Raw genomic sequence first — 25,323 nt, forward strand, 5'->3', positions numbered from 1 at the left:
CATTCAAGACAATGAGCAATATCAGTTTCTGTGCCCGCCGGGCGCTCGACCGCAGGTCAGAGGGCCTCGACGAGCCGGGAGATCTCCTCCTCGGTGTTGTAGTAGTGGACCGACGCGCGGACGCGGGGCGGTGGTGTGGCGCCTCCGTCGTACCGGTAGGTCTGCGCGGACAGCCGTACGTTGATCTTCTGGCGGGCGAGCGCGGCGACGATGTCCGCCGACGCGTGGCCCTGCCGGGTGAAGGTCACGATGCCGGACCGGCGCGCGCCCCGGTCGTGGACCGTGACGCCGGGCACCTCGGTGAGGGCGCCGCGCAGCGTCTCCGCGAGCGCCGTCACCCGCCGTTCGATCTCCTCCGTCCCGAGCGCCAGGGCGTAGTCCGCCGCCGCCCCGAGGCCGAGCTGGAGCGCCGCCGACCGTTCGTAGCTCTCGAACCGGCGGGCGTCGTCGCGCATCGTGTAGGAGTCCGGCCCGGTCCACTCGGCGCTCCGGTCGTCCAGGAAGGTCGGGGCGATCCGCTCCAGCGCGGCCCGCCGTACGTAGAGGAAGCCGACGCCGCGCGGTCCGCGCAGGAACTTGCGGCCCGTGGCCGACAGGAAGTCACAGTCGATCTCCTCCACGTCCACCGCGAGCTGCCCGACGGACTGGCAGGCGTCGACGAGGAACAGCGCACCGGACGCGCGGGTCAGGCGGCCGATCTCGGCGACCGGGTTGACCAGCCCGTCGTGGGTCGGCACGTGGTTGACCGCGACGAGCCGTACGTCGTCGTCCAGCGTGGCGGCGAGCGCGTCGAGGGAGACCTGGCCGTGCTCGTCGTCGGGCAGCACCTCGACCTTCAGGCCGCGGTCGCGGGCGGCGTGCAGGAAGGCGATCGCGTTGCTGCCGTACTCGCTGGCGGAGGTGAGCACCCGGTCACCGGGCCGGAAGCGGGTGCCGTAGAAGGCGGTGTCCCAGGCGCGGGTGGCGTTCTCGGTGATGGCGATCTCGTCCGGGTGGGCGCCGACGAGCCGGGCCAGCGAGGCGTACGCGCCGGTCAGCCGGTCCGTCGCGGCGTCGGCCGCCTCGTATCCGCCCATCAACGCCTCGGCGTCGAGGTGGGCACGGATCGTGTCCAGTACCGGCCGCGGCTGCAGCGCGGCCCCGGCGTTGTTGAAGTGGACAACCTCCGCGCAACCCGGTGTTTCCCCACGAAGACGTGCAATATCCAGCAAAACGCCCCTCCTGGTACAACGGCCTTCCCGCACGCTACGTGGCCGCGAAGAGGCGTCAAGGGCCCCGGACGTGGCATTCTGTGCGATCTACCCCGAGGTGGTGAACGTGATGCGGCGATTCCCGCTGCCTGTCGCCGTGGCCGTTGTGGTCACCCTGGCGGCCGGCGCGGCGGCCTGTAGCGACAAGAGCGACGCCAACATGCCGCCGATGAAGCTGACCCCGTCGGCGTCCGGTTCGCCCTCGGCACGGGTGGAGGCGGCCAAGGAGCCGATCACCATCGCGTTCGCCGGTGACACGCACTTCTACGCCCAGCTCTCCTCCCGGCTGGCCACCCCGAGCACCGCGCTCGGGCCGACCATCCCGTGGCTCAAGAGGGCCGACTTCACGATGGTGAACCTGGAGACGGCGATCACCACACGAGGGACGAAGGCGCCCAAGCAGTACAACTTCCGTGCTCCGGCCAGCGCGTTCACCGCGCTGAAGGCGGCCGGCGTCGACGTGGTGTCCATGGCCAACAACCACGGCATGGACTTCGGCGAGGTCGGGCTCGCCGACTCGCTCGCGGCGATCAAACGGTCCGGCTACCCGGTCGTCGGCATCGGCAAGAACGCCGCCGAGGCGTACAAGCCGTACTACGCGACGGTCAAGGGCACCCGGCTCGCGGTGATCGGCGCGACCCAGGTGCTCGACGACAACCTGATCAGCGCCTGGTCGGCCACGAACACCCACGGTGGGCTCGCCTCGGCCAAGAACGCCCCGCGCCTGATCCAGGAGGTGCGCAAGGCGCGCAAGCAGGCCGACGCGGTCATCGTCTACCTGCACTGGGGTCAGGAGCTCGAGCCCTGCCCGCTGCCGCGCCAGAAGCACCTCGCGAACCAGCTCGTGCACGCGGGCGCGGACGTGATCGTCGGCGGCCACGCCCACATCCCGCTGGGCGGAGGGTTCTTCCACGGCCGCTACATCGACTACGGCATGGGCAACTTCTTCTTCTACGCCGCCAGCGGCAAGACCGCCGACACCGGGATCCTCGAGGTGACGCTCAGCGGGCGCAAGGTCCTCAAGGCGCAGTGGCGGCCCGGGACGATCTCCGGCGGCGTGCCGCGGCTGCTCACCGGCGCCGCACGGGTGCAGGCGCTGACCAAGTGGAACGCCCTACGGCGCTGTACGGGGCTGACCGCCCGGCCCTGAGGCGGCGGCGGCGAGGTGGTCTCCGTAGAAGGCCGTGAGCCTGTCGACGGCCCGGCCGACGGGATCGGGCCGGTCGTACAGGTCATAGTGGCTCGCGCCATCGATGACGAACAGGTCCTTCTCGCAGGTCGCCCGCTGGAACAGTTCGTGTCCGTCCTCGTACGAGCCGAACTCTCCGATTCTGTTCCCCACGATGATCTGCAGGGGCTGTGTCAGCAGTTCTTCTACGAGATGAAAGGCGTCGAACGCCAGAACCGACGCGACGCTCGTGAAGCGGAGCCGGTTGGACGCGCGCTCGTGCCGGCCTCGCGGAGTCCGGTAGTAGTCGACGGCCTCGAGCGAATCGAGGCCGGTGATGCCGGCCTCTTCCGCTTCTTTCGGGCTGTCGGGAATCCAGTTCGTGATCAGTGGCTCTCCTCCGCGGGCCTCGATCGTGCGCTGCCTCCCGACCGCTTCCAGCATCTCGATCGCGGAGCCCGGGCCGCCGGCCGTCCGGCGTGCTCGGCCGATGTTGACCGCCACGACCGTGCCGACCGCCTTGATCCGGTGTTCCGTCATGGCCGCGTTGACCGCGTATCCGCCTCCTGCGCAGATGCCGAGTACGCCGATCCGGTCCTCGTCCACATGGTCCAGGGTCGTCAGGAAGTCGACGGCGCATCGAATGTCCTCCACACGGGCGGCCGGGTCCTCCGCGTATCTCGGTTCGCCGCCGCTTTCGCCCTGGAAAGAGGCGTCAAAGGCAAGCGCCACGTATCCGTTCTCCGCCATGTGCCCGGCGTAGACGCCCGCCGTCTGCTCCTTCACGCTGCTGCCCGGATGGACGCAAACGATCGCCGGGTATCTCCTGCCCTCCCCGAAGCCGGCGGGAAGATGAAGGATCCCCGCGATGTCGCGGCTTCCGTTCCTGAAAGTGATGTGCCTCATCGCGGACCTTGCTTTCGGGTATCGGGGTTCACTGTCGCGAAGGCAAGTCTGGTCGCGCCGATGTGGACTTTGAATGCTCCAGAGTGGCGAATTCTTGCGCTAGAGTCCGATAGTGATGCCCGATCCCCTCTCGGAGATGCTCGCGCTGGTCAACGCCCGCTGTCTGATCTCGGGCGAGCTCCGGGCCGGTGGAGAGTGGGCGTTCCGGTTCCGGCCGGACGCTCCGGTCAAGCTGGACGCCGTCGTCCGGGGCTCCTGCTGGCTGATCGTCGACGACGGCCCTCCGTCGCGACTCGTCGCCGGAGACGCCGTCGTGCTCAACGGTGTCGGCTCCACGGTGCTCTGCAGCGATCCACGGCTACGCCCGGCCGAGGCAACGGAGATCCGCACCTCGGAGCAGGATCACCGTGGCCGGCCCGGCAGCGGCGACGACGTCGTGATCATCGGCGGGCACGTGGATTTCGACCCGGCCGCGGCGAGCCTCTTCACGTCGGCGCTGCCGGGCGTGACCCACGCGAGCGCGGCCAGCACCGAAGCGGCGGAGATGCGTCGCCTGCTCGAACAGATCATGGCCGAGACCGCGAGCGACAATCCGGGCGCACGCTTCGCCATAGATCAGCACGCGCAGCTCCTCCTGCTCCAGGTCCTGCGCATCGGTCTTCGGGGCGAGGCCGTCTCACATCCCGGCTGGCTTCGCCTGCTCGCGGATCCACGACTGCGTCCGGCCGTATCTCTCATGCACGCCGACCCCGGGCGCGCCTGGGGGCTCGCCGACCTGGCCACGGCGGCAGGGATGTCGCGCAGCCATTTCGCCCACCGGTTCCGCGAGGTCTCGGGTCAGCCCCCGCTGACCTACCTGTCGCACTGGCGTGTCCGCCTCGCGGAGCGAGCGCTACGCGAGACCGACACGACGGTCGCCGCACTGGCCGAGCGCCTCGGGTACGCATCGGAGAGTTCGTTCAGCCACGCCTTCACTCGCATCGCCGGCGTGTCCCCGAGCCGCTACCGACGGCGGGGCCGGCCGTCCGGCCCCGAGGCGGCGATCAGGTCGCGATACCACGCGTAGGAGGCGCGCGGCGTGCGCCGCTGGGTCGCGTAGTCGACGTGGACCAGGCCGAACCTCGGGTGATACCCCTCGGCCCACTCGAAGTTGTCCAGCAGCGACCAGACGTAGTAGCCGCGCACGTCCACGCCGTCGTTCATCGCGGCCCGTACGGCGTCGACGTGGGCGGACAGGTAGTCGATGCGCGGCCGGTCGTCGAGCGCCTCGTCGTAGGAGCAGCCGCTCTCGGTGATCTGGATCGGCGGGAGCGCGTCGCCGTACCGGCTCTTCAACGTGGTCAGCAGCCGGTGCAGCGCGGCGGGGACGACCGGCCAGCCCATCCCGGTCACCGGCGGCGCCCCGGGCACGTCGGTCATCGTGAACGGCAGCTCGTCACCCTCGGCGGGCGCCGCGACGCCGACCGGGTTGTAGTAGTTGACGCCCAGGACGTCGATGGGCGCGGAGACGACCGCGAGGTCGCCGTCGTGTACGTGCGGCAGGTCCACGCCGAGGTCCGGGTAGCCGCCGCGCAGGATCGGGTCGGTGAACTGCCAGTTCAGCAGGTTGTCGAACGCCTCAGTGGCGGCGGCGTCCTCGGGCCGGTCGCTCGCCGCCCGCCCGGGCGTGTAGTGGTTGGCGATCCCGACCGACCGGGCGCCGGCGCCGCGCAGCGCCTCCACGGCGAGGCCGTGCCCGAGGAGCTGGTGGTGCGCGACGGGCAGCGCGCCGAGCATGAGCGTCCGGCCCGGGGCGTACACGCCGAACGCGTACCCGTAGGCCATGACGACCATCGGCTCGTTCAGCGTGATCCACAGCGCGACGCGGTCGGCCAGCCGTTCGGCGACGATCGCGGCGTACTCGGCGAACCGGGCGGCCGTGTCGCGGTTCAGCCACCCGCCGGCGTCCTCGAGCGGCTGCGGCAGGTCCCAGTGGAACAGCGTCGCCGTGGCGTTCAGGTCACGCTCGGCCAGCCCGTCCACGAGCCGGTCGTAGAAGTCCAGGCCCTTGGCGTTGACCGGCCCGGAGCCGTCCGGCTGCACGCGCGGCCACGCGATGGAGAACCGGTACGCCCGCGCGCCGAGGCCGGCGATCAGGTCGAGGTCCTCCGGCCAGCGGTGGTAGTGGTCGCAGGCGACGTCGGCGGTGTGCCCGTCGCGGATCCGTCCCGGTTCGCGGCAGAAGGTGTCCCAGACCGACGCGCCCCGGCCGTCCTCGCCGGTCGCCCCCTCGATCTGGAACGCCGCGGTGGCGACACCCCACTGGAACTCGGACGTCGACCCCGGTACCAGCGTCATCGCGACCTCCCGGAAATGTGAGGAGGTTTCGGATCCTACGGGGCCGGTGTGCCACTGGAAAAGGCATGATTGTACGTGTGACGACGGATACCTCGGCACTGAGACGCAGGCCCGCTCAGCGACGCAGCGCCGAGCGGGTGCAGCGCATGCTGGACGCCTGCGCGGACATCCTGGACGAGAACGGCTACGACGGCCTCTCCACGACCAAGGTCGCCCAGCGCGCGGACGTCGCGATCGGCTCGGTCTACCAGTTCTTCCCCGACAAGCGGGCGATCGCGCAGGAGCTCGCGCTCCGCAACCTGGAGATGTTCGGCGAGCGGGTGGCCCGGGGCCTGGCCGAGGGTGGCTTTCCGCACTGGTACGACGCGGTCGGCACGGTCATCGAGATCTTCGTGGACATGCACCGCACCGTCCCCGGCTTCCGCGTGCTGCGCTTCGGCGACATCGCCGACGTCCGGCTCCTCGACGGTGGCGCGGAGAACAACGCGGTCGTCGCCGACCGGCTGCGCGGCCTGCTGGTCGAGGCGTTCGAGGTGCCCGACACCGAGGAGTTCTCCCGCGCCCTCGCGGTGGCCGTCGAGGCCGCCGACGCCGTGCTGAAGCTGGCCTTCCGCACCGAACGCGACGGCGACCCGGCTCTGCTCGCCGAGGCGGAGCAGCTCATCACCGGTTACCTGGCCCGCCACTTCGAGTCCTGAGCGTCGTACCGTGATCGTGCATGCCTGTCTGCGCGACGGCCGGGGCGGCAGCCCGACCGCCGTCGTGCCGGACGGTCCGTTCACCGACGACGAGCGGCGTGCCGTGCCGGCGGCGTGGAGCGCCTCGCATGCCGTGTTCTTCTCCGTCCGCGACGGGCGGGTGGCGCTGCGATTCTTCACCACCGAGGGCGAGCTTCCCGCCTGCGGCCACGGAACGGTCGCGGCGCTCGCGGTTCTCGCCGAGCGGTCCGGTCTGCCGGAGTACCGGACCACCCTGTACGCGGGTGGGCGCTCCTTCAGCGGCCGGGCCGTGCGGCGATCCGAGGGGTTCGAGGCGTCGTTCGATCCGGGCCCGGTCACGCTCCGGGTCACCACCGCACCAGAGCGCGACCTGATCCTTCCCCTCTTTCCGGCGGTCGCCGGGCCGGCCGTCGTCGCCTCCGTGGGACGGCCCCGGATGCTCATCCCGGTCCCCACCCGCGCGGACCTGGCCGCCCTCGCTCCCGACCTGGACCGGCTGCGCGACGCCTGCGACCGTCTCGGCCTGCTCGGTTGCTACGTCCATACCGTCCCCGCCGCGGACGGGCACGCCGCCGCACGCATGTTCGCCCCGTCGATCGGCGTTCCCGAGGACATCGCCAACGCCAACAGCACGGGCTGTCTGGCCGCCCACCTGTCCCACCAGGGCTTCACCACCGTCACCGTCGACATGGGCGACGCCGTCGGATCCCCCTCCTCCATCACGGCCGAGACCGGCCCGGGAGGTGCCCACCTGTACGTCGGCGGCGTCGCCGCCCTCGGCGCGCGATGAGTCTCACCGCGTCTCGGCGGAGGTGCGCACGTAGTGTTCGGCGATCTCGTCGCTCGTGGTCACCCACGCGTCGGGTCGTCCGGCGAGGTACTCCAGCGCCTGGTCGAGATACTTGGCCCGGAACGCCTGGCCGGTGACGAACGGGTGCAGGGCCAGCGCCATCACCCGGCCGCTGTGCGCGGAGTCGGCGCTCAACTGCTCGTACTGGTCCTTGACGATCTGCACGAACTCCGGCCCGGTGGTGCCCTTGCCGAAGAGATTCAGGTCGTTGAGCTCCACCGAGTACGGGACGCTGATCATGCCGGGCACGTTCAACCGGTAGGGCTGGTCGTCGTTGGTCCAGTCGAGCACGTACGACAGACCGAGTTCGGCGAGCAACTCGGCGGTGTTGAACGTCTCGGTCAGTCCCGGTCCCATCCAGCCGTGCGGCCGGCGGCCGGTGGCGGCGGTGATGGTGTCGACGATCTCGGTGAGGACGCGGCGCTCCTCGTCGCGGTCCATGCCGGTGTGGAGGATCGAGTTGGTCCGCCCGTGCGCCAGCCAGGCCCAGTCCCGGTCCAGGCCCGCCTTGATGATCTGGGGATAGTGGTCGGCGACCTCGGAGTTCAGCAGCACGCTCGGCCGGATGCCGTGCCGGTCGAGGCTTTCGATCGTGCGCCAGATGCCGACCCGTACCCCGTAGTCGCGCCAGCCGTGGTTGAGGGCGTCGGGGACCAGGTCCACCGTGCCGGGCCAGATGCTGGTGGACGGGCGGTCGATCAGGAAGTGCTCGATGTTGAGCCCGACGTAGACGGCGACTCTGGCGCCGCCGGGCCAGCTGATCGCCGGCCGCTCGGTGATCGGGCTGTAGTCGAAGAGCTCGTTCTCCGTGGTGTTCGTCATGCCGGGACGGTAAGACTTCACACCAGTGTGAGGTTCAAGCCCGGCCTCAACGCGAAACGGCCCGGCGAGATCCGCCGGGCCGGTTCACCGAAGATCAGCGGCGCACGAGTCGCCACGCGGCGGGCAGCAGACCCGCGGCGAGCAGCACCTTCAGCGCGTCACCGATGAGGAACGGACGGACGCCCATCGAGAGGGCGGCGCCGAAGCCGGAGTGGGTCATGGCCATCAGCCACGGCACGCCCACGGCGTAGATGAGCACGGTGCCCAACGTCATCGTCAGGACGGTGCGCAGCGGCGACCGGTCACCGCCGCGTGCGGCCAGCGCACCCACGACCGCGCCCGCCAGCACGAATCCGAGGATGTAGCCGTACGAGGCGAAGTGCCAGCCGGAGGGGGCACCCGGGGCGAACCACGGCACGCCGAGCGTGCCGGCGAGCGCGTACAGGGCCATCGAGATGGCCGAACGGTTCAGCCCGAGCGCGGCGCCGGAGAGCAGCACGGCGAACGTCTGCCCGCTCACCGGCACCGGGGTACCCGGCAACGGCACACTGATCTGCGCGGCGATACCGACGAACACGGCCGCGCCGATGACGAGCGCGACGTCACGGACCAAGCGGCCCGGGACGAGGTCGCCGAGCACCGCCGGACGTGCCACTGCAGCCTGGGGGTTGGACACGTGGAACCTTCCTTTCGAGGGCCAACCGGACAATTGTCGCTCTACCTCGTGAGGAAGGCGCGTGGCGGCCCCGCCAAAGATCCGTGCTCGGCCTTTGTCCGGCCCGTACGGCGGCGTGCCCTGGTCAGTACGGCCGGTGCCGGTCATTCGGGCCACGCAGGGTCGTACGGCGCATGAGGATGCGGCGCATCGCGCCGTAGCCGCAGTCGAAGCGGTCCGCGACCTGGCGGATCGACCAGCCCTGCTCGTACAGGCGCACCGCGTCCTGCTCCCTGCGCTCGCGCTCGGGATCTTCGCGGTCCGCGCTCTCGCGGAAGGCGAGGACGTCGGCGCGGCGGTAGCGCCGGTGGCCGCCGGGGGTGTGGAGCGCCGGCTTCAGCGCGCCGATGCGAGCCCACCAGGCCAGGGTCGGCACGCTGACGCGGAGCAGCCGGGCGGCCTCCCGGGGAGTGAGCAGGTCGTCGTCGTGCATCCCTACGCACCCCGGCCGATCGGAACCTCGAACCAGACCGTACGGCCGCCGTCGTGGCAGGAGGTGCCCCAGCGGCCGCCGCTCAGCAGGTCGATCAGGTGCAGACCACGGCCGTTGACGGCGTCCGGACCGTCGTCGGCGACGTGCGGGACTTTCGTCCGTGAGCCGGCGTCGGTCACCGCGACGCGCATTATGCCGCGAGTGGCGGAAACGACGAGCGCGACGGTCCCCGGATCGCCGTACTGGACCTGACGGCCGGAGTCGGAATGGCAGATCGAATTGGTCACCGCCTCGCATGCCATGAGCACGACGTCGTCGACGATTTCCGCGTGATCGTCGGCGAGCAATTTACGGAGCCAGTGCCGCGCCGGCGCCACCTCCGCAGGTAGGCCGACGATGTCGAGCGCCCCCAAAATGACGGTGGCCATCGATATCCTCATTTCCCGGTGCGTGATGTGCTTGAGTGAAGCAGTTGACGAAGGCGCTCTGCAAGGCTTCACCGGGAGTACCTCAAAACGATCACGCATTTGACGTATGTCATTGCTAATCGAGGGCTCCGAGGCTTTCAAAACGAGTGAAAGACATCCCCCATAGCGAGTGAGAGGCGGATCCAATGACCGACGGACCGACGGGCTCGACGGTGCCACGCAGACAACTCGGTCGCCATCTACGCGAACTGCGCAACCGGGCACGTCTCACCGTAAGAACGGCGGCGGACAAGCTGGAGTGGTCCGAGACCAAGCTCTGGCGCATCGAGACCGGCCAGACCTCACTCCGCAGCCTCGACGTGGAAGCGATGTGCCGCGTCTACGGCGCCCCGCCGGACGTCACCGAGGCCCTGATGGCCCTGGCCAAGGAGACCAAGGCCCGCGGCTGGTGGCACGCGTACGGCGACGTCATCAGAGACAGCCTGGATCTGTATATCGGCCTGGAGGAGGCCGCGTCGCAACTCTCCTGGTACACGTCCGAACTGGTACCGGGACTGCTCCAAACCCCCGACTATGCCCGGACGTTGATCCGCGCCCACTACCCGCACGCAAGCGAGGAGGACATTGAACGGTTGGTCCAGGTACGTATCGCGCGCCAGTCACTCCTTACCAGGGGCACCGCGGGGCCTACCGTGAAGGTAGCGTTCAACGAAGCAGTCCTACGTCGTGCGGTCGGCGGCGAGGAGGTGATGGCGGGCCAGCTCGAACGGCTCATCGCGGCGACGAACCAGCCGAACGTGTCCCTCCGCGTCGTTCCCTTCGAGACGGGCTTCCACGATGGGCTCCTGTCCGGGCCGTTCGTCATGATGCGATTCCCGACCACGGGTGACGGTCGGGAGAGAGAGCCGCCCACGGTCTATGTGGACGGCTTCACCGGTGCCTTGTATCTCGACAAACCCGAGGAGATCGAGCGCTACGACATGGCGTTCAACGCCATCTGGACGTCGGCGCGCAACGAAGCCCGAAGCATGAGTTTCCTTCACGAAGCAGCAAGGGAGTTCAAAACGTGAACGAGATGGCGGAGTGGCGAAAGAGCAGCCACAGCAACGGCGGAGGCGAATGCGTCGAGGTGGCCGTCGTCACGGCATAGGCCTGTTGCTGCCCCTCGGCCTCGGCTGAGGGGCAGCAGCGCCCGGTCGGACCGGCGCCTACTCTCGCGGCATGGCCCCCGACCTTCGGTATGACCCCGACCGGCCCGACGTGTGGACCTGGCTGCAGGCCTGGTACGTCGCCCAGTGCGACGGGGACTGGGAACACGGCCACGGCATCACCATCACCACTCTCGACAACCCCGGCTGGCAGGTGACCGTCGACCTGACCGACACCGGCCTCGCCCCCGACACCTACACCCGCCGCGAGGTGCACCGCAGCGAAGACGACTGGTGCGTGACCTGGACCGACGACACCACCTTCCAGGCCGCCTGCGGCCCCGCCAACCTCGCCGAAGCCCTCCACGAGTTCCGCCTCTGGACGACCGGCCCGGCCGCCTGACCTCGTCGGCCGTGAGACCGTCGCAGGGTGGAGCTCGAGATCGATTACCGCTGGCGTGCGGAGTTGTCCGACGAGGCGCTGGTCGTGCTGACCGCGTCTCACGGCGGCCGGGTGGAGCCGGGGTGGTGGGATCGGGTCCGCGAGCACAGTCTTGGCTGGGTGAGCGCGCATCGTGACGACGCGACCTTGATCGGCTTCGCCAACGTGGCGTGGGACGGCGGTGACCACGCGTTTCTTCTCGATCCCAAGGTGCGGCCGGACCACCAACGCCTGGGGATCGGGACCGAACTCGTCCGTCGGGCGGCGGCGGCCGCCAGCGACGCCGGCTGTGAATGGTTGCACGTGGACTTCGAGCCGCACCTGCGCGGCTTCTACTTCGACGCATGCGGATTCAGGTCGACCGACGCCGGTGTGATGTACCTCCGGAGCCGGGCCGGCTCTTTCGGCCTTCATTGACAAGCGCTTATCCCTGCCCTAGACCTTTGAAGAACGACCGTGTCGTCCGCGATTGGTGAAGCGATGCCAGGGGGCTTTCCGCCGTGTCACGGGGCTGCGCCGGACGGTGACCGATGACCGAGGGGCGGCTGTTATCAGAGGCGAGCGCGGGGATTTTCCGCCGTGTCCTGCCGTTCTTCAAGCGCGTCGCTCGGCCGAATCGGTTGGACAACGAAGCGGCCGGAATCGACGACTTCGGGAAGTTCAGCGACGTACGCCGGGGCAAGGTGCCGCTCGCCGAACTGCGTCCGCAGCGCGTGGAGATGTTCGATCGGGCCGCCGCGCCGCTGACAGAGGCCGAGCAGGCGGCGATGCGGGAAGCGCACGCGAAGGTCAGTCGCGTTCTGGAAGAGGCCGGAGACCGTCCTCTCTCCGCCTTGGACCTCCGGGTCGCCGTGAGGCAGGTGAACGCGACGAGAAGTGTCAATCTCGACACCCTCAGAAGCATGCGAAACTGCCCAGAGGCCGCGTTGGCCGTCGACGACATCCTGCGCGGCAGGCCCGCTGTCGCCGGTCCGCTGCAGGGCTCGATGACTCCACTCGCGCGAGGCGTCTACCGAACGCGTGCCATCGAGACCTACGGTGGGCTGAGCGGGCTGGACGGCGTGGAAGACATGATCCGCAGCAATACGGGATCGCGTGGCATCATCATCGCGCACGATGGGCCTGGGCGGAACCATATCTTCAACGTCGCCAATGTGAATGGGCGGCTGACCTACCTTGATGGCCAGTACGGGTCGGTCCTCGAAGAGACCCGTCCGGTTTACGTCGACAATTTCAAGGCGTTCGACTTCTATCGCACGGCATGAGGCGGTGTTGGCAGTGATAAGCAGGGACGAGGCGGATCGTATCGCCCGGGACTACGTCGCCCGGGAGTTTCCGCCTATGGAGGGCGCTGAGGACATCGTCATCGACGACGCGGCCACCATCGAAAGGCCGTACGGCTGGCTGTTCACCTGCGCGACCGCGACCTATGTGAGAACCCGTGACCCGGACCAGGGGCTGGCCGGGGTGGGACCCCTGCTCATACTGCGCGAGGACGGCCGGCTCATCCCGTACACGTCGATCTACACCAATGAAGCCGCACTTCGGGAGTATGAACAGCAGCACGGCGTGGAGCTGGGGTGACTCCACCGAACGGCTGATGCCGACGACTGAGCCAGACCGCTACTTCCGCACCGGCATCGTCGCCGACGACGGGTGATCGCCGCCGGTGTAGATCGTCATCGGCCCGAGCGTCTTGATGCCGCTGGCCGGCGGCGGCGCCAGGTGAGGTACCTCGAAGCCCTCGACCGCCAGCCGCGTCACCTCACCTCGAAGCACCTCGCACGAGACATCGCTCGCGCGTGGGCGCGGGCCGTACGAGAGAACCCGCAGACCTGGACGCCCGTCCTGAGCACCGGCGCGCAGACACCGGCGCCCGTCCTCGACCGGATCGAGCAGGGGCGCGAGGTCGTACGCGAAGCCATCGCCGACTTCATCGGCAGGGGCCGCGACCTGGACGCCGCCACCGCCCGACATCACCGCTGGACGGCCCACGCCGTGGTCGCCGCCGCCGAGCACTTCGGACATCTGGTGCTGACCCGCCCCGACGCCATCACCGACGACGAACTCGCCGCGCTCTTCGACGATCTGGTCAGAGGCCTCCTGCGCCGGACCTGGGACGGCGGGTCGGCCGAGTCGTTGAGCGGGGCGTGCTGACGGCCTCGGACGAGGCCTGGCCCATCGCGGTTCGGCGTGCTGAGGTGGTTGGCCGGTTGGCACGGGAGGATCGGCCCGGTGTGGAGGCGGGCGACTCTGCGGCCAGTGAGTTGGGACTTTCACGCCGTCAGGTGTATGTGCTGCTGCGCCGTTGGCGGGAGGGTGACGGCGTCGTCTCGGATCTGCCTCCCGGGCGATCCAGCGGTGGGCGTGGCCGGGGCCGGTTGCCCGGGGAGGTGGAGGCGCTGCCGGCCGAGGTGATCCGGCAGCGGTACTTGCGTAGGCAACGCCGTTCGTGACGGCGGTGCGCAAGGAGGTCGTCCGGCTGTGCCGCGCCCGCGGGTTGCCCCCCGCCGTCACGGGGGACGCTGGAACGGCGGATCGGCTGGCTGGATCCGGTGGCAGTGGTGTCGGCGCGGGAGGGCTCGGACGCGGCGCGGGCGCTGGGTCCGGCGGGCGGACCCCAACCGGAGATCGAGGACTTGCGGGGAACAGGTGCAGATCGATCACACGGTGGTCGATCATGGTGGACGAGCGGCACCGGCTGCCGATCGGACGTCCGTACGTCACGGCGGCGATCGATGTCGCGAGCCGCTGCGTGGTCGGCTTGGGCGTGACGCTGGGGACACCCGTCAGCACTGTCGGTCGGGCTGGGCCTCGCGCAAGGGGCGTGCGACAAGCGGGCGTCGTCTAAGAACAGTGACGAGCGCCGTTTAGAGAGGTGAGGAATAGTGTGGACGTCGGTGGCGCCGAAAGCGTAGCAAGAGAAGCCGTCGAAAAGATCGGAATATTCCATGCTGCTGCGGACTTCTGGCGCGAGCCGGCAGACGTCGGAGGTGGCGGCCGGTTGCTTGAGTTTCGACCGCACGAAGCTGCAAAATTTCCCGACAGAGAACTGCTTTTGGATTATTCCTACCGGGAACACTATGCGGCGATTTCCGATGTTCTTGACAAAGCGAGAGCGCGCGGAAGTTCGTTGTCGGTAGACGATATGCGCGAAATCCTGCCTCACGTCAATCCGGGCGACTTCAAGAACAACTGCAAGGAGTGTGCCTTCGCGTTGGACGATATAGTGCACGGCACTCCCCGGGTGGCTGGGCCGAGTCTTGCGATCAAAGTTAGCGAACAACTTCCAACGATGACTCGAAGAGCCTATCGGCTGGGAGGAGTGACCGACTACCTCAAGTCGAGCGACCTCCAATCCATCGCAAATCGGATATCGACGGAAAAGCATGGAACCACCGGAATGCTTATGTGGGACCCGGTGGCGCCAAACACCCCGGGACACGTAATTAATGTTGTGACTACAAGCAAGTTCCCGATATATATCGATGTCCAGACCCAGACGATGGGGACCGAACTATCCGCTGAAGCGTTCTCGCATGAAATGAATTTCTACTACTTCAAGACGGGGGTATCCGGCTTGTGATGGCAGCAGAGGCGAAGCGAATAGTACAAGATTACTTGAATAATATGTACCCTTTGGAAGGTGGCTTCCCCACGGTCGCTGTAGTAGAGAGCGAAACGGTGGAACGACCGTATGGCTGGTTCTTTTTCTATAATGCAGTGCAGGCGCTCGAAATGGGCAACATGGGCCACTCCTTGATCGGTAACGGCCCGATCCTGGTACGCCGCGGAGATGGAAAGGTTGTCGAATTCTCCTCGTTCTACTCCGTCAACGCCGCCGTAACAGCGTATGAGGCCGACCCGGCGAAATTCCAGCCGCGCACTTGACAGGAGACGGGAGTCCGGCAAGCCTCGCGGCGCGTCGACCTCACCGGTCTCGTCGGCCAGGTCGCGATCAGCAGCGGTACTGGTCTGCCACGGCGGGCAAGTGCCGCGGCGCGTTCTCCGTGCCTGTGGCATAAGTGCGGAATTCCGCCCTGACCGCCGCGATCGGCTTCCACGTCGAAGGGAGCGACGTCCCACCGCCAGTCGTCGATCTCCTCCAGCGCCGCCGCAAGGGCCTGCCGTGGTTCGTCCGCGCCGAGATTCTCGGTGGTCAGGCACCCGCACACCATCCGGATCGGTCGACAGATCGGAGATTTCTGGCTCTGGAGCAACGGCATCGACCAAGGCCGGAATGAACACCCGGCTCGACCGCGGCAACAGGGATCGGACGTGCGCGGCCTCGTCGGTATCCAGGTACTTCATCGGCGGCCCTCGCACTTCAGGAGTATGAACGGCGGCACGGTGCGGAGCGGGAGTGATCGCACCGAACGCGCGCACGAGGTCCTCCTACCCGCCCGGCGGATGGTAGAGGCCGCGGCGTGACAGTTCGCCCGCCGCGTGCAGGACGGTGGCGGTGACGTCCGGGTCGGGCTCGGCGGGAAGGTCGTGGATCGAACCGACCACCGCCAAGGCACCCATCACCGCGCCCTCGGAGGACTCTGGCCCGGCGCGGGATCACCCTCGAACCCGGCTGGCTCGTACTGACCGGCGGGCTGACCGACGCCGTGTTCGCGCAGCCCGGCAGTACCATCCGCGCCCGTTTCGCCAACCTTGGTACCGTCGCCCTGACCTGCGAGTAGCACGGAGGAGCGGAATGAACATCGTCGTGGACGACCTGTCCGGCCCGCAGATCGCCGCGTTCCTCCACGAGCACGTCCAGCAGATGCGGGCCATCACGCCGCTGGAGAGCAAGCACGCCCTCGACCTCGACGGGCTGCGCGCACCCGAGGTCACGTTCTGGTCGGTGCGGGACGGCGACTCGGTGGTGGGCTGCGGCGCGATCAAGAGGCTGGACGCGGCCCACGCCGAGCTGAAGTCGATGCGCACCGCGCCGACGCGCAAGCGGAGCGGGGTCGCGTCCCTGCTGCTGGCGCACATCCTCGCCGAGGCCGAGCTCATGGGCTTCAGCCGGCTGAGCCTGGAGACCGGCTCGGCCGAGTTCTTCCTCCCGGCGAGGAAGCTGTACGAGAAGTTCGGCTTCGACTACTGCGAGCCCTTCGCGGACTACCGGCCCGACCCGCACAGCGTCTTCATGACGAGAGCCCTCTGACCGCGAAAGCCCTCACGCCGACACCCTCGCCGGCCGTCTCCTCCACCTCACCTGCCTGAGCGCGCCCTGACCCACGGACGGTCGGGGAGAAGGTTGCTTGCGGCAACCAATTTGTGGCATACTTGCCTCAGGCAACCAAATGCGAGTGTCCGTCGTGGCATCGGAGGACCGCTGTCACGAACCGCTCGCGCGGCTGGGTGGGTCGGGCATGGTGATCGAGCCGTCAGGCGGCGATACGCCGCCCGAACAGGCCACGCGCCCGACGTCGTGGTGCCGCGCCGAGACGGCGAGCCGCGCATCCGGGAGAGACCGCCCGACGTCGCACCGCCGGTTGCCGGCAGGCGCGTCGCCGACGCTCCCCGGCCCTCAGCGGCCGGCTCACGCGAGTGTCGCCGCGCAGCGAGCGAGCACCGTCCCCCCGCCCGGGGCACGTTCCGGGCGCGCGAAAGGAGATTGATGGCAACCGCAGCACCGGCCGAGGTGCGGGCGGCGGCACCTGATTCCTCAGGTGTCCCGATGTCCCATCGGCAGATCATGGAAGCTCTGTCCGGGCTGCTGCTCGGCCTGTTCGTGACGATCCTGTCGTCCACCGTCGTGTCGAACGCGCTGCCGACGATCATCGCCGATCTGCACGCGAGCCAGACCACCTACACCTGGGTGATCACCGGGACGCTGCTCTCGATGACGATCACCACCCCGATCTGGGGCAAGCTCGCCGACCTGGTGAGCAAGAAGCTGCTGATCCAGCTCGCGCTGGTGATCTTCGTCGCCGGCTCGGCCATCGCCGGTCAGGCGCACAACCCCGCCATGCTCATCACGGCCCGCGTCGTGCAGGGCCTCGGCGCCGGTGGGCTCAGCGCCCTGGTGCAGGTGATCATGGCGGCGATGATCTCGCCACGCGAGCGCGGTCGCTACTCCGGCTACACGGGTGCGGTCTTCGCCCTGGCCACGGTCGGCGGTCCGCTCATCGGCGGTGTCATCGTCGACACCTCCTGGCTCGGCTGGCGGTGGTGCTTCTACGTGGGCGTGCCGTTCGCCGTCATCGCGCTGATCGTCCTGCAGAAGACCCTGCACCTGCCGACGGCCCGGCGGAAGGTCAAGGTCGACTGGCTCGGCGCGACGCTGTTCTCCGGCGCGGCCGCTCTGCTGCTGCTCTGGGTCTCCTTCGCCGGCGACAAGTACGACTGGCTGTCGTGGCAGACCGCCGCGATGATCGGCGGCGCGGTCGTCCTGGCGGTGCTGTTCGTCGTGGCCGAGACCTTCGCGAGCGAGCCGATCGTGCCGCTGCGCCTGTTCCGCATCCGCACGCTGTCCCTGTCCACGCTGGCCAGCCTGTTCGTCGGCGTCGCGATGTTCGGCGCGACGACGTTCCTCAGCCAGTACTTCCAGCTGGCCCGCGGCGACTCGCCGACGAAGGCGGGCCTGATGACCCTGCCGATGATCGGCGGCCTGGCCGTCGCCTCCACGATCTCCGGGCGCATCGTCAGCTCGACCGGACGCTGGAAGTACATTCTGGTGCTCGGCGCCGCGTCGATGACCGTCGGGTACGCCCTGCTGAGCACGATCCGCTACGACACCGCCTACTGGCAGGTCGCCGTCTACATGTTCTGTGTCGGCGCGGGCCTGGGCATGACCATGCAGAACCTCGTGCTGTGCGTGCAGAACCAGGTGCGGACGCAGGAGCTGGGAGTGGCCAGCTCGACCGTCTCCTTCTTCCGTTCGCTCGGCGGCGCGATCGGCGTCTCGGCGCTCGGCGCGGCGCTGGGCAACCGCATCACCCACTACATGATGGACGGCCTCGCGCGCATCGGCGTGCACACCTCCGGCACCGGTGGCTCGCTCCCGAAGCTCTCCGCCCTTCCCGCCCCGGTCCGCCGGGTCGTCCAGGACGCGTACGGACACGGCATCGGCAACGTCTTCCTGTACGCCGCGCCGTGCGCGCTGATCGCGGTGATCGTGATCCTGTTCATCAAGGAGGTGCCGCTGCGCACGTCCAACACCCAGCCGGCGCCGGCCGGCGTGGCCCCCTCGGGTCGGCACGCCCAGCGCCGGGAGCCGGAGCTGGTCCCGGCCGGCGTCGGCAACCCGGTCCCGGCCGTCGACGGCCAGGTCACCGCCTTGGCGACGGGAGTCGAGGAGTCGCCGGACGCCGGCGCGATCCGCGGCGTCGTCCGCAACGGCGGTGTTCCGGTGGCCCGTGCGGTGATCACACTGATCGACGTCCGGGGGCGCCAGATCGGCCGCGCGACCACCCGTGACGACGGACGGTACGCCCTGCCCGCCCCCGGCAGCGGCACCTACGTGCTGATCGCCGCGGCGGGAGACCACGACCCGCAGGCCGCGACCCTCGTGGTCGGCGACCGGCCGATCGACTTCGACGTGACGCTCACCGGCTCCGGCGGCCTCGCCGGCACCGTCCGCGGCGCGGGCGGCGCACCCGTCGAAGGCGCGATGGTCGTCGTCACGGACGCACACGGCGAGGTCGTCGCCGGCGGCACGACCGACGCCGGAGGAGGCTTCCTCTTCCCGGCGGTGACCGCCGGCGTCTACACGCTCGCGGTCAGCGCCACCTCGTACCGCCCGGCCGCCGTGCCGGTCGAGGTCGGCAACGGCCTGACCCGCCAGGAGATCGAGCTCCTGCCCGGCGTACGGGTGCACGGCACGATCCGGGCGGAGGGCCGTGGCCCGATCCCCGACGCGCGCGTCACGCTGCTCGACGCGGCCGGGAACGTCGTCGGCGTGACGATGACCGGTCCCGACGGGGAGTACGCCTTCACCGGCCTGAGGGAGGGCGAGTACACCGTCACGGCCACCGGGTACCCGCAGGTCACGAGCGGAGTCGACCTGGCACGCCAGGGCGAGGACGCGCACGACCTGTGGCTCGGCCACCCCGCCGGATGACATGGGTCCGCCGGGCCGCCGGAGGGGGCGGTCCGGCGGAAACCGCCGGGTATGAGGGCAGATGAGGGAACGATGACGGAGATGACCACGGTCGGCCGCGAGCACGAGGCGTACCAGGCCGTCGAGCACGAGCTCGGCGTGCTGTTCCGCCGCGCCCGGGCGCTGTCCACCGAGGTGGCGCGCGAGGTGCACCCCGAACTCGAGCCCGCGGCGTACGGCCTGCTCATCGGCATGCACGACTGTGCCCGCTCGCGCCCCAGCGATCTGGCCGACTACTTCGGCGTCGGCAAGGCCACCATCAGCCGCCAGGTGAAGGGCCTCGAAGAGCTCGGACTGATCGAGCGCCGGCCCGACCCCGATGACGGCCGCGCCCACCTGCTCGTCCTCACGGAGGAGGGACGCCGGAGGGTGGAGACCGCCCGCACCGCCCGGCAGGAACGCTTCCACGCGATGCTCGGCACCTGGCCGGCCGAGGACGTCCGCGTGCTGGGCCGGATGCTCGCCCGCTTCAACGACCTCACCGAGAGCAAGGCGGGCCACCTGTAGGCGGCCCGGCGTCAGCGCCTGCGCGGGGCGAGGCGAAAGCCCTGAGGTTTGAGCGTGAGGGACTCGGCGATCTTCAGCTGGTAGCCGTCGTCGGGAACCAGGCGGTAGCGGTGAAGGACGAGTCCGAGTGCCAGAACGGCCTCGTGCAGGGCGAACTGGCGGCCGATGCAGGCGCGCTGCCCGGTCCCGAACGGCTTGTACGCGTGGGCGGGGCGTTTCTTGGCCCGGCCGGGGGCGAACCGCTCCGGCTCGAACCGGTCGGGATCGGGCCACACGTCCGGGTCGCGGTGGAGCAGCGGCAGCATCACCAGAGCCCAGTCGCCCTTGCTCATCCAATACCGGCCGCCGAGCACGGTGTCGGCGCGAGCGGCCCTCAGGTAGCCGGGCGCCGTCGGCCACAGCCGCAGCGCCTCGTCCAGCACGGCGCGTGTGTATCGCAGCCTGGGAATGTCGGTGAAGGCGGGGACGGGATCGTGGGCCCGGCCCCACAGGGCGTCCACCTCCGCCTGCGCACGCGCCAGAGCCTCCGGGGCGCGGGTGAGGTGGTAGAGAGCGAACGACAGCGCGCCGGAGGTCGTCTCATGGCCCGCGACCATGAAGGTGATGACCTGCCGACGGATGTTGACCACATCCAGGTGGCGGCCGGTCTCCGGATGGGCGGTCCGTAGCATCAGGTCGAGCAGGTCGGACGCCTCGGGGGTCGGTCCACCGCGACGGGCGCGGATGACGTCGTCGACGAGACGGTTCATCGCCTCGATGTCCGCCCGGTGCCGCCGGGCCGAGCCCGCCAGCACCCGGCGCACGGGCGGGGCCACCGACAGGTTGGCGTGGCGCAGCGCCCGGGTCATGCTGGTCACGAACGGGTGCGGGCGGTCGCGGTCGAAGGAACCGAACCGGTAGCCGAACCCCGCGCGGCCGATGGTCTCCAACGTCAGCCGTGTCATGTCGCCGGTGACGTCGACCTGCCCGCCGTGGTCGGCCACCGCGTCCCAACGGTCCAGGAGCTCCCGGGCCACCTCCACCATGATCGCGTGATGGCCGCGCATCGCGTCGCGGGTGAACGCCGGCTGCAGGATGTCGTGCGCCAGGCGCCAGTTCGGCTCGCCGTCCTCGGCGGTGAACAGGGCGTCGCCAACGATGCGGCGCAGCGGACGCAGGCTCAGCCCGACGTGCTTGCCGAACCTGGTCTCGTCGTTCAGCTCGGCCGCCAGGTCGGCCCCGCCCACGGTGATGATCTCCGTGCCGAGGACCCTGCGGACCGAGATCGGACCGAGGCCGCGGACCAGCCGCAACGACGACTGGACGGGGGCGCGGGGATCCAGGCCCACCACGTCGCCCAGCAGCGGCAGGCGGTGCGGCGGATGCGGAATGCCGGTGGTGTCCACACGTGTCTCCCAGCTATTGAATCAGGTTCAGTAACCCCACGATGCGCCGCTTGTTGAACTCAAGTCAATATGATCGGCGTCATGCGGAGACGGCTGAGCACCGAGCAGCGGCGCGCGCAGTTGCTGACGATCGGCGCCGAACTGTTCGCCCGCCGCCCGTACGAGGACGTGTGGATCGACGAGGTCGCCGACATCGCCGAGGTCTCCCGGGGGCTGCTGTACCACTACTTCCCCAGCAAACGGGCGTTCTTCCTGGCCATCGTGGAGGCCGAGGGCGCCAAGCTTCTGCAGGCCAGCGCGCCCGACCCGACGCTGCCGCCGCTCGACCAGCTCAAGGCGGGCCTGGAGATCTACATCGGCTACGCCGAACGCCATCCCGACGGCTTCCGGGTGGCACACCAGGCCGCCGCCACCGACGACGACCTCCATCGCATCCAGCGATCGCGGATCACCGCCCTGCGCGACCGCATCCTCGCCGGACTGAGCGCGGTGACGACCGTGGACGAACAGACGCGCATCGCGGTCACCGGCTGGCTGGCCTTCGTCCCCGTCGCCATCCTGGAATGGCTCGACGACCCGGCCATCACCCGGGACGAACTGTGCGACCTGTGCGCCCGTACGCTCTGGGCCGCGGCCGGCCTGCGACCTGCGTGAGGATGCTCAGAGCCAGCCCTGGCGCTGGGCGGTCTGGACGGCCTCGATGCGGTTGCGGGCGGAGGTCTTGCGGATCGCCGAGGACAGGTAGTTGCGCACCGTGCCCTCCGACAGGTGGAGGCGTCCGGCGACGTCGCCGATCGTCGAACCGTCGGCCGAGGCGGCGAGCACGTCACGTTCGCGCGGCGACAGCGGGTTGGGGCCGGCGCTCAACGCGGCGGCGGCCAGGGCCGGGTCGATCACCCGCTCGCCCGCGAGCACGCGGCGGATCGCCGCCGCCAGCTCCTTCGCCGGGCTGTCCTTGACCAGGAACGCCGACGCGCCCGACTCCATCGCGCGGCGCAGGTAGCCCGGCCGGCCGAACGTCGTGAGGATGACGATCCGGCAGTCGGGCAGCGCCTCACGCAGCGACGCGGCGGCGGTGATGCCGTCCTTGCCCGGCATCTCGATGTCGAGGAGCGCGACGTCGGGCCGGGTGCGCGCGGCCACCGTGAGGGCCTCGTCGCCGTCGGCCGCCTCGCCGACCACCTCGATGTCGTCCTCGAGGTTCAGCAGGGTCGCGAGCGCACCGCGCACCATGCCCTGGTCCTCGGCCAGCAGCACCCGGATCACGCTGGCGACTCTAGATGAAGACACGGCGATCAAGCAGTCTCTCCGGCCGGCTCACGCGGCGTCGTCGGCGTCAGCGGCGCGCGTACGGCCAGGCGGAACCCGCCGTCCGCGCGGGCACCGGCCTCGACGGCGCCACCCGAGGCCGTGACCCGTTCGCCGAGCCCGCGCAGGCCGTTGCCGGTCGGCGCCTCACCGGCGCCCGTGCCATCGTCGATGATCTCCAGAACGGCCGTGCCGTCCTGCCTGCGGACGGTGATCGCGGCGGTACGGGCGCGCGCGTGCCGGACGATGTTGGTGACGCCCTCGCGTACGGCCCAGCCGAACAGGCCGTCGACCTGGTCGGGCAGCGGAGTGCCCGAGGACTTGATGGTCAGCTCGACGTCGGCGGCGGCCAGGACGCTGCGGGCGTTCTCCAGCTCGTCGGTCAGGTTGCGCTGGCGGTAGCCGGAGATCGCCTCGCGCACGTCGGCGAGCGCCTGCCGGGCCACGGCCTCGATGTCGCGCACCTCGGCGACGCTCCGGTCCAGGTCGCGTTCGGCCAGCCGGGTGGCCACCTCGCTCTTGAGCACGATCAGCGACAACGTGTGCCCGAGCAGGTCGTGCAGGTCACGGGCGATGCGCAGCCGCTCCTCGTTCGCGGCGAGGCGGGCGACCTCGCCGCGCGCCTCCCGGAGCTGGACGACGAGCATCCGGCTCGTACGGAACGCGAACAGCAGCAGGCCGACGGTCAGCGTCTCGAAGGTGACGAGTGCCAGACTGCTGTTCCGGACGCCCAGTGAGGCGCAGATGATCGCCGTCAGCGCGGCGGCGGCGACGACCCCGCGCCCGGCCCACCGCGGCGGGAGGGCCATGGCGCAGGCGACGCCGAAGTAGACCAGCAGCCCGCCCCAGTCGGGGCCGAACAGCAGCGGGTAGCCGATCGCCAGGACGAACAGCACACCGATCAGGACGTACGTGCGGCGGTTCGTCTCGCCGGTCCACGGGTTGTTGGCGAGCACCAGGGCGATGAAGCTCGCGGCGTAGGAGAGCAGCGCCGCCAGCTGGACGATGCTCGCCGGCACGCTGTGGCCGTGGCCGAACAGGCTGCTCGTCGGCAGGAGCAGGTAGACCAGCCCGAGTGAGGTCCACGCGGCCCTTCGCCAGGGCCTGGGGGAGGACTCCCACCCAGGGTCCTTGGGGGTGAGGATGCTCATCAGGAGCGAACGGTAGCGCGGCGGTAGGCCACCGTCGCAAGGGTGCCGAGCACCACGCTCCAGCCCGCGAGGACGAGGACGTCCGAGGCGGGCGGGGTGTGCCCGGCGACGATGCTCCAGCCGAGGTCGGCGAAGCGATTCGAGGGAGTCCAGTGTGCGACGTGCCGCAGGGTCTTCGGCAGCAGGCTCACCGACATCCACATTCCGCCCAGGATGGCGAGAAGGAGGTAGCAGGCCATGGTGAGCGGCTGCGCCGCGTCCGGGCCGACGAGCGAGCCGATCAGGGTGCCGAGCGCGGCGAACGGGAGCGTGCCGAGCCACATCGCGCCGATCATTCCCGCCCACTCGCCCACGGTCAGGTGGACGTGCTGGGTCACGGCCGCGACGACCCCCACCAGGACGATGGCCGGCAGCGCCAGGCACATCGAGGCGACCACCTTGGCGATGATCACCGCCCACGGCCGCAGCGGCGTCACCCGGAGCTGCCGCAGCCAGCCGCTCTGGCGTTCGGCGGCCAGCCGCGCGCCGGTCGTGGTCAGCGACGCGCCGAGGGCGCCGAAGGCGGCCATCGAGACCAGCAGGTACGTCTTGGCGTCCAGCCCGGTATCGGCGTCCACGTCGCCCTTGGCGAAGATGTTGGACCACAGCAGGTAGAAGCCGACCGGGAGGGCGATGGTGAAGAACACGAAGCGCCGGTCGCGGTACATCCGCCGGATCTCCAGCGCGAGATAGCGAAGCATCGAAGGAGTCCTTTCGAGGGTCAGTTGTCGCCGGTGAGGGACAGGAACGCCTCTTCCAGGTCGGCGCCCTTGACCTCCAGGTCCCGTACCTCGACGCCGGAGGCGTACAGCGCCTGTACGGTCGCGTCGGGGTCGGTGGTGCGCAGCCGTACGGAGCCGCCGCGCACCTCCATGCCGGTCACACCGGGGAGCGTGTCGAGCCCGGCCGTGGGCCGGTCGCCGATCGTGAAGCGCACCGTACGGCCCCCGGCGGCGGACTTGATCTCCTGGGCGGTCCCGTCGGCGACGACCTGCCCGTGGCTGATCACGACGACCCGGTCGGCGTTCTCGTCCGCCTCCTCCAGGTAGTGCGTGGCGAACAGGATGGTCCGGCCGCCCGCCGCGTACGCGCGCATGCTCGCCCAGAACGACCGCCGGGACTCCACGTCCATGGCCGCGGTCGGCTCGTCCAGCACCAGCAGCCGGGGCGCGCCCGCGACGGCGATGGCGAACCGCACCCGCTGCGCCTGTCCGCCGGACAGCTGGTCGGCGCGGCGTTTGGCCAGGGACGTCAGGTTCGCCAGCGAGAGCACCTCATCGAGCGGCATCGGCTCGGGGTACAGGCTCCGGACGAACTCCACGACCTCCCGTACGGTCAGCCCGGGGACGAGCGCGCCGTCCTGCGGCATCGCGCCGATCCACCCGGCGCGTACGGCGGCGTCCGGGGCCTGGCCGAAGACGCCGACGGTCCCGGCCGTGGGCCGGATGAGGCCGAGAAGCATGTTGATGGAGGTGGACTTGCCGGCGCCGTTGGGACCCAGCAGCGCGACGGCCTGTCCCGCGGCGATCTCCAGGTCCAGAGCCTCGACGGCGCGGACCGCGCCGTAGCTCTTCGACACTCCCGTGAAAGTGATCGCGTTCATGGGGATAACGCTAG

At 69.7% G+C, this 25,323-nt stretch carries 30 protein-coding genes; 17 read left to right on the forward strand and 13 right to left on the reverse strand.

The features are described 5' to 3' along the window. Positions 1–56 precede the first annotated feature (56 nt). Complete coding sequence (locus ACQEV1_RS03085; protein WP_433390880.1) at positions 57–1,211, reverse strand: aminotransferase class V-fold PLP-dependent enzyme; 1,155 nt, start codon at positions 1,209–1,211, stop codon at positions 57–59. A 70-nt stretch (positions 1,212–1,281) separates the two neighbouring features. Between ACQEV1_RS03085 and ACQEV1_RS03090 the strand changes: the two genes are divergently transcribed. Then, entirely contained in the window at positions 1,282–2,400 is a 1,119-nt protein-coding gene (locus ACQEV1_RS03090; RefSeq protein WP_285634927.1) for a CapA family protein, read from the forward strand. Here ACQEV1_RS03090 and ACQEV1_RS03095 read toward each other — a convergent pair. Continuing rightward, entirely contained in the window at positions 2,365–3,324 is a 960-nt protein-coding gene (locus ACQEV1_RS03095) for an alpha/beta hydrolase (protein WP_433390883.1), read from the reverse strand. The genes ACQEV1_RS03090 and ACQEV1_RS03095 overlap by 36 nt on opposite strands. 115 nt (positions 3,325–3,439) lie before the next feature. Between ACQEV1_RS03095 and ACQEV1_RS03100 the strand changes: the two genes are divergently transcribed. After that, the gene (locus ACQEV1_RS03100) at positions 3,440–4,390 is read left to right on the forward strand and encodes an AraC family transcriptional regulator (RefSeq protein WP_433390886.1); all 951 of its coding nucleotides are present in this window, start codon (positions 3,440–3,442) and stop codon (positions 4,388–4,390) included. Here ACQEV1_RS03100 and ACQEV1_RS03105 read toward each other — a convergent pair. Continuing rightward, on the reverse strand, positions 4,327–5,661 hold the full coding sequence (locus ACQEV1_RS03105) for a GH1 family beta-glucosidase (RefSeq protein WP_433390889.1): 1,335 nt from the start codon (positions 5,659–5,661) through the stop codon (positions 4,327–4,329). The genes ACQEV1_RS03100 and ACQEV1_RS03105 overlap by 64 nt on opposite strands. Positions 5,662–5,807: 146 nt before the next feature. Here ACQEV1_RS03105 and ACQEV1_RS03110 point away from each other — a divergent pair, with 146 nt between their 5' ends. Both ACQEV1_RS03110 and ACQEV1_RS03115 read left to right on the forward strand, forming a co-directional pair. After that, positions 5,808–6,359 carry a TetR/AcrR family transcriptional regulator gene (locus ACQEV1_RS03110; RefSeq protein WP_285584632.1) on the forward strand — a complete coding sequence of 184 codons (552 nt, stop codon included), beginning with the start codon at positions 5,808–5,810 and terminating at the stop codon, positions 6,357–6,359. A 10-nt stretch (positions 6,360–6,369) separates the two neighbouring features. After that, positions 6,370–7,170 carry a PhzF family phenazine biosynthesis protein gene (locus ACQEV1_RS03115; RefSeq protein WP_433390892.1) on the forward strand — a complete coding sequence of 267 codons (801 nt, stop codon included), beginning with the start codon at positions 6,370–6,372 and terminating at the stop codon, positions 7,168–7,170. A gap of 3 nt (positions 7,171–7,173) precedes the next feature. Here the strand turns inward: ACQEV1_RS03115 and ACQEV1_RS03120 are convergent, their stop codons facing one another. The 4 genes from ACQEV1_RS03120 to ACQEV1_RS03135 all read right to left on the reverse strand — a co-directional run bounded on the left by ACQEV1_RS03120 (position 7,174) and on the right by ACQEV1_RS03135 (position 9,727). Further along, complete coding sequence (locus tag ACQEV1_RS03120; RefSeq protein WP_433390895.1) at positions 7,174–8,052, reverse strand: polysaccharide deacetylase family protein; 879 nt, start codon at positions 8,050–8,052, stop codon at positions 7,174–7,176. Between the two features lie 94 nt (positions 8,053–8,146). Next, a complete protein-coding gene (locus ACQEV1_RS03125; RefSeq protein WP_433390898.1) occupies positions 8,147–8,728 on the reverse strand; it encodes a biotin transporter BioY in 582 nt (193 codons plus the stop codon). Positions 8,729–8,852: 124 nt separating this feature from the next. Continuing rightward, positions 8,853–9,200: a helix-turn-helix domain-containing protein gene (locus tag ACQEV1_RS03130; protein WP_285634947.1), complete on the reverse strand. Its 348-nt coding sequence runs from the start codon at positions 9,198–9,200 to the stop codon at positions 8,853–8,855. A 2-nt stretch (positions 9,201–9,202) separates the two neighbouring features. Further along, positions 9,203–9,727, reverse strand: a complete 525-nt coding sequence (locus tag ACQEV1_RS03135) for an ATP-binding protein (protein WP_433390901.1) — start codon at positions 9,725–9,727, stop codon at positions 9,203–9,205. A gap of 86 nt (positions 9,728–9,813) precedes the next feature. Between ACQEV1_RS03135 and ACQEV1_RS03140 the strand changes: the two genes are divergently transcribed. From ACQEV1_RS03140 to ACQEV1_RS03180, 9 genes are all read left to right on the forward strand, one after another. After that, entirely contained in the window at positions 9,814–10,698 is an 885-nt protein-coding gene (locus ACQEV1_RS03140) for a helix-turn-helix domain-containing protein (RefSeq protein ID WP_433390904.1), read from the forward strand. A gap of 5 nt (positions 10,699–10,703) precedes the next feature. Beyond that, positions 10,704–10,778, forward strand: a complete 75-nt coding sequence (locus ACQEV1_RS03145) for a DUF397 domain-containing protein (protein WP_432705672.1) — start codon at positions 10,704–10,706, stop codon at positions 10,776–10,778. A 71-nt stretch (positions 10,779–10,849) separates the two neighbouring features. After that, positions 10,850–11,179: an immunity 53 family protein gene (locus ACQEV1_RS03150; RefSeq protein WP_433390907.1), complete on the forward strand. Its 330-nt coding sequence runs from the start codon at positions 10,850–10,852 to the stop codon at positions 11,177–11,179. A 27-nt stretch (positions 11,180–11,206) separates the two neighbouring features. Next, positions 11,207–11,635, forward strand: a complete 429-nt coding sequence (locus ACQEV1_RS03155; RefSeq protein ID WP_433390910.1) for a GNAT family N-acetyltransferase — start codon at positions 11,207–11,209, stop codon at positions 11,633–11,635. 113 nt (positions 11,636–11,748) lie between these two features. Next, positions 11,749–12,483 (forward strand): toxin glutamine deamidase domain-containing protein, encoded by a 735-nt coding sequence (locus tag ACQEV1_RS03160; RefSeq protein WP_433390913.1) that lies wholly within the window; start codon positions 11,749–11,751, stop codon positions 12,481–12,483. Next, positions 12,398–12,802: a YrhB domain-containing protein gene (locus tag ACQEV1_RS03165; protein ID WP_433390916.1), complete on the forward strand. Its 405-nt coding sequence runs from the start codon at positions 12,398–12,400 to the stop codon at positions 12,800–12,802. The genes ACQEV1_RS03160 and ACQEV1_RS03165 overlap by 86 nt, the downstream gene beginning before the upstream one ends. 141 nt (positions 12,803–12,943) lie before the next feature. After that, entirely contained in the window at positions 12,944–13,375 is a 432-nt protein-coding gene (locus ACQEV1_RS03170) for a hypothetical protein (RefSeq protein ID WP_433390919.1), read from the forward strand. A gap of 733 nt (positions 13,376–14,108) precedes the next feature. Then, a complete protein-coding gene (locus ACQEV1_RS03175; RefSeq protein WP_433390922.1) occupies positions 14,109–14,804 on the forward strand; it encodes a toxin glutamine deamidase domain-containing protein in 696 nt (231 codons plus the stop codon). Further along, positions 14,804–15,109, forward strand: a complete 306-nt coding sequence (locus ACQEV1_RS03180) for a YrhB domain-containing protein (protein ID WP_433390925.1) — start codon at positions 14,804–14,806, stop codon at positions 15,107–15,109. The genes ACQEV1_RS03175 and ACQEV1_RS03180 overlap by 1 nt, the downstream gene beginning before the upstream one ends. Positions 15,110–15,613: 504 nt before the next feature. Here the strand turns inward: ACQEV1_RS03180 and ACQEV1_RS03185 are convergent. Beyond that, the gene (locus ACQEV1_RS03185; RefSeq protein WP_433390928.1) at positions 15,614–15,745 is read right to left on the reverse strand and encodes a hypothetical protein; all 132 of its coding nucleotides are present in this window, start codon (positions 15,743–15,745) and stop codon (positions 15,614–15,616) included. A gap of 175 nt (positions 15,746–15,920) precedes the next feature. Between ACQEV1_RS03185 and ACQEV1_RS03190 the strand changes: the two genes are divergently transcribed. The 3 genes from ACQEV1_RS03190 (at position 15,921) to ACQEV1_RS03200 (ending at position 19,823) form a co-directional block, all read left to right on the forward strand. Continuing rightward, positions 15,921–16,376 carry a GNAT family N-acetyltransferase gene (locus ACQEV1_RS03190; RefSeq protein WP_433390931.1) on the forward strand — a complete coding sequence of 152 codons (456 nt, stop codon included), beginning with the start codon at positions 15,921–15,923 and terminating at the stop codon, positions 16,374–16,376. A 516-nt stretch (positions 16,377–16,892) separates the two neighbouring features. After that, positions 16,893–19,277 carry an MFS transporter gene (locus ACQEV1_RS03195; RefSeq protein WP_433390934.1) on the forward strand — a complete coding sequence of 795 codons (2,385 nt, stop codon included), beginning with the start codon at positions 16,893–16,895 and terminating at the stop codon, positions 19,275–19,277. A gap of 72 nt (positions 19,278–19,349) precedes the next feature. Next, the gene (locus ACQEV1_RS03200; protein ID WP_285574451.1) at positions 19,350–19,823 is read left to right on the forward strand and encodes a MarR family winged helix-turn-helix transcriptional regulator; all 474 of its coding nucleotides are present in this window, start codon (positions 19,350–19,352) and stop codon (positions 19,821–19,823) included. Between the two features lie 11 nt (positions 19,824–19,834). Here the strand turns inward: ACQEV1_RS03200 and ACQEV1_RS03205 are convergent, their stop codons facing one another. Further along, a complete protein-coding gene (locus ACQEV1_RS03205) occupies positions 19,835–21,208 on the reverse strand; it encodes a cytochrome P450 (RefSeq protein WP_433390939.1) in 1,374 nt (457 codons plus the stop codon). Positions 21,209–21,289: 81 nt separating this feature from the next. On the opposite strand from ACQEV1_RS03205, the gene ACQEV1_RS03210 reads away from it, so the two are divergent. Beyond that, complete coding sequence (locus ACQEV1_RS03210) at positions 21,290–21,862, forward strand: TetR/AcrR family transcriptional regulator (RefSeq protein WP_285634977.1); 573 nt, start codon at positions 21,290–21,292, stop codon at positions 21,860–21,862. A gap of 6 nt (positions 21,863–21,868) precedes the next feature. Here the strand turns inward: ACQEV1_RS03210 and ACQEV1_RS03215 are convergent, their stop codons facing one another. The 4 genes from ACQEV1_RS03215 to ACQEV1_RS03230 are packed head-to-tail and all read right to left on the reverse strand — an operon-like array spanning position 21,869 to position 25,309. Further along, complete coding sequence (locus ACQEV1_RS03215) at positions 21,869–22,474, reverse strand: response regulator transcription factor (RefSeq protein ID WP_285634980.1); 606 nt, start codon at positions 22,472–22,474, stop codon at positions 21,869–21,871. 29 nt (positions 22,475–22,503) lie between these two features. Next, positions 22,504–23,667 carry a sensor histidine kinase gene (locus ACQEV1_RS03220; protein ID WP_433390943.1) on the reverse strand — a complete coding sequence of 388 codons (1,164 nt, stop codon included), beginning with the start codon at positions 23,665–23,667 and terminating at the stop codon, positions 22,504–22,506. After that, positions 23,667–24,407, reverse strand: coding sequence for an ABC transporter permease (locus ACQEV1_RS03225; protein WP_285634986.1), 741 nt, complete (start codon positions 24,405–24,407; stop codon positions 23,667–23,669). Before ACQEV1_RS03225 ends, ACQEV1_RS03220 begins: the two co-directional genes overlap by 1 nt. 20 nt (positions 24,408–24,427) lie before the next feature. Then, on the reverse strand, positions 24,428–25,309 hold the full coding sequence (locus tag ACQEV1_RS03230) for an ABC transporter ATP-binding protein (RefSeq protein ID WP_433390946.1): 882 nt from the start codon (positions 25,307–25,309) through the stop codon (positions 24,428–24,430). Between the last annotated feature and the right edge of the window lie 14 nt (positions 25,310–25,323).

Source organism: Actinoallomurus sp. CA-142502, from assembly GCF_050936355.1.
GTDB lineage: Bacteria > Actinomycetota > Actinomycetes > Streptosporangiales > Streptosporangiaceae > Actinoallomurus > Actinoallomurus iriomotensis.

Excerpts from the sequence above, each read along its gene's own strand:
- ACQEV1_RS03095 (WP_433390883.1), bottom strand. The coding sequence starts at position 3,324 with ATGAGGCACATCACTTTCAGGAACGGAAGCCGCGACATCGCGGGGATC.
- ACQEV1_RS03100 (WP_433390886.1), top strand. The coding sequence starts at position 3,440 with ATGCCCGATCCCCTCTCGGAGATGCTCGCGCTGGTCAACGCCCGCTGT.
- ACQEV1_RS03105 (WP_433390889.1), bottom strand. The coding sequence starts at position 5,661 with ATGACGCTGGTACCGGGGTCGACGTCCGAGTTCCAGTGGGGTGTCGCC.
- ACQEV1_RS03110 (WP_285584632.1), top strand. The coding sequence starts at position 5,808 with ATGCTGGACGCCTGCGCGGACATCCTGGACGAGAACGGCTACGACGGC.
- ACQEV1_RS03120 (WP_433390895.1), bottom strand. The coding sequence starts at position 8,052 with ATGACGAACACCACGGAGAACGAGCTCTTCGACTACAGCCCGATCACC.
- ACQEV1_RS03130 (WP_285634947.1), bottom strand. The coding sequence starts at position 9,200 with ATGCACGACGACGACCTGCTCACTCCCCGGGAGGCCGCCCGGCTGCTC.
- ACQEV1_RS03135 (WP_433390901.1), bottom strand. The coding sequence starts at position 9,727 with ATGCGTGATCGTTTTGAGGTACTCCCGGTGAAGCCTTGCAGAGCGCCT.
- ACQEV1_RS03140 (WP_433390904.1), top strand. The coding sequence starts at position 9,814 with ATGACCGACGGACCGACGGGCTCGACGGTGCCACGCAGACAACTCGGT.
- ACQEV1_RS03150 (WP_433390907.1), top strand. The coding sequence starts at position 10,850 with ATGGCCCCCGACCTTCGGTATGACCCCGACCGGCCCGACGTGTGGACC.
- ACQEV1_RS03160 (WP_433390913.1), top strand. The coding sequence starts at position 11,749 with ATGACCGAGGGGCGGCTGTTATCAGAGGCGAGCGCGGGGATTTTCCGC.
- ACQEV1_RS03165 (WP_433390916.1), top strand. The coding sequence starts at position 12,398 with ATGGCCAGTACGGGTCGGTCCTCGAAGAGACCCGTCCGGTTTACGTCG.
- ACQEV1_RS03180 (WP_433390925.1), top strand. The coding sequence starts at position 14,804 with ATGGCAGCAGAGGCGAAGCGAATAGTACAAGATTACTTGAATAATATG.
- ACQEV1_RS03185 (WP_433390928.1), bottom strand. The coding sequence starts at position 15,745 with ATGGGTGCCTTGGCGGTGGTCGGTTCGATCCACGACCTTCCCGCCGAG.
- ACQEV1_RS03190 (WP_433390931.1), top strand. The coding sequence starts at position 15,921 with ATGAACATCGTCGTGGACGACCTGTCCGGCCCGCAGATCGCCGCGTTC.
- ACQEV1_RS03195 (WP_433390934.1), top strand. The coding sequence starts at position 16,893 with ATGTCCCATCGGCAGATCATGGAAGCTCTGTCCGGGCTGCTGCTCGGC.
- ACQEV1_RS03200 (WP_285574451.1), top strand. The coding sequence starts at position 19,350 with ATGACGGAGATGACCACGGTCGGCCGCGAGCACGAGGCGTACCAGGCC.
- ACQEV1_RS03210 (WP_285634977.1), top strand. The coding sequence starts at position 21,290 with ATGCGGAGACGGCTGAGCACCGAGCAGCGGCGCGCGCAGTTGCTGACG.
- ACQEV1_RS03220 (WP_433390943.1), bottom strand. The coding sequence starts at position 23,667 with ATGAGCATCCTCACCCCCAAGGACCCTGGGTGGGAGTCCTCCCCCAGG.
- ACQEV1_RS03225 (WP_285634986.1), bottom strand. The coding sequence starts at position 24,407 with ATGCTTCGCTATCTCGCGCTGGAGATCCGGCGGATGTACCGCGACCGG.
- ACQEV1_RS03230 (WP_433390946.1), bottom strand. The coding sequence starts at position 25,309 with ATGAACGCGATCACTTTCACGGGAGTGTCGAAGAGCTACGGCGCGGTC.